General features: G+C 44.3%; 2 protein-coding genes and 1 pseudogene. 1 reads left to right on the top strand and 2 read right to left on the bottom strand.

The genetic code is table 11. The annotated features are described in order from the left end of the window. Positions 1–171: pseudogene (locus QVA83_RS22425) on the top strand (LysR family transcriptional regulator); the annotation flags it as partial. A 53-nt stretch (positions 172–224) separates the two neighbouring features. Here the strand turns inward: QVA83_RS22425 and QVA83_RS06485 are convergent. After that, complete coding sequence (locus QVA83_RS06485; protein ID WP_014950371.1) at positions 225–1,157, bottom strand: DHH family phosphoesterase; 933 nt, start codon at positions 1,155–1,157, stop codon at positions 225–227. Positions 1,158–1,241: 84 nt separating this feature from the next. Next, positions 1,242–1,837: M24 family metallopeptidase (locus QVA83_RS06490; protein WP_287498263.1), on the bottom strand; the 596-nt coding region annotated here is incomplete at its 5' end.

Genomic DNA, 1,837 nt, shown 5'->3' on the forward strand with positions numbered 1-1,837 from the left:
GGCGTGACAGCTCTAGCAAAATCTAGCTTACCGGCAAACCTAGTAGCGCTAAACCACCCGCACCTGCCCAAATTAGGCAAGGTGAATATTTGCCTGTTCAATCAAGATACACAGCACCCTGTGATCAGTAAAACTCTTGCCGAATTCTTTAAAGTGAGGCTAACCCAATAAAAAAAATGGGGTCAGAGTACTTTTTCTGCCCCACCGCTCTTATTCAATTAGCTTTAGCCATCACTCGTGATGGTTTCGATAAGCTCGCCGAGTACAGTTTCGGCTTTGCTGGTTTCAACCTGACATGTACCTGCGTTCATGTGACCACCGCCGCCATACTTCAAGCACAACTCTCCCACATTGGTTTTTGAACTACGATTAGTAATGGATTTACCAATAGCAAATACCACGTTTTGCTTTTTCAGCCCCCACATCTTGTGAATAGAGATATTGCAGTCGGGGTACATGGCATAAATAACAAACCGGTTTGTCGCGTAAATGGTTTCTTGGTCGGTTAAATCAAGCACAACTAAGTTGTCGTATACGGTAGAACACTTGGCAATTTGCGCCTTCGCCATTTCATTGTGCTCGTGGTACAAACTCACGCGCTCGGCCACGTCTTCCATTTGCAGTATTTCTTCAATGCTGTGGTCTTTGCACGCATCTATTAGCTTCATCATTAGCTGATAGTTAGAGATTTTGAAATCTCTGAAACGACCAAGCCCAGTTCGCGCATCCATGATGAAATTCATGAGCACCCAATCTGTGGGCTCAAGGATTTCTTCTTCGCTAAACTGTGCAGAGTCTCCTTTATCTACTGCATCCATCATATTTACTGAGATATTAGGAAATTTATCTGCACCACCGTAATAGTCGTAAACAACGCGCGCCGCCGACGGCGCTTTCGGGTCTATGATGTGATTATCAATATCGCCTGAGTTACGCACTGTTTCGCTTAAGTGATGGTCGAAGGCAATATGGCAACCCGCAACGTAAGGCAGGTTAGTGGTGATATCATTCTCGGTAATATCAATTTTACCGTCTTGCATGTCTTTTGGATGAACAAACAAAATATCGTCAATTAAGTCTAAATCTTTCAATAAAACCGCACATACCAGTCCATCGAAATCACTTCGCGTAACCAATCTAAATTTTCTTTCAGGCATAGTTTATCCATCATTCACTTTGGTAATAATTTTAAGTGTAACAGCTAATAAAAATTTTGAGAGACAGGTTTATTAACTTCTTATTTAGCTTTTTAAATTCAGTAATTTACCCAGCGGCTTAGCCAAACTTTCAGGCGGTTCGGTAAAGTAAGCGGGGCCCGTTTCAGTCATATACAAACAGTCTTCTAAGCGCACACCAAATTCACCCGGAATATAGATACCTGGCTCATTAGAAAAGCACATGCCTTTTCTAAGTGGCGTATTTTCACCACGCACAAAGTTAACACTCTCGTGTCCTTCCATGCCGATACCGTGACCTGTTCTGTGACTTAGCCCAGGCAATGCATAGTCTTTGCTGTACCCTTTGCTGGCGTAGAATTGGCGCACTGCATCATCCACTGTTCCTGCTGGTTCACCAATTTTAGCTGCGGCAAATGCTACGTTCTGCCCTTCCCTTACTGTATGCCATACGTCCTGAACTTTCTGAGACGCTTTGCCAAATACCAAAGTACGGCTTATGTCGCTTTGGTAACCGTGCACGCTGCAACCGCTGTCTAGCAAGATCACCGAGCCTTCTTTGATAGTTTGTGCTGCGTTTGTGCCATGAGGATAAGCACTTGCATCGTTAAACAGCGCCAAACACCATGTACCGCTGCCGCCTAAGTGCTGCTGTGCGGTGT

The organism is Alteromonas sp. AO-Serp (assembly GCF_017849675.1).
Classification (GTDB): Bacteria; Pseudomonadota; Gammaproteobacteria; order Enterobacterales; family Alteromonadaceae; genus Alteromonas; species Alteromonas macleodii.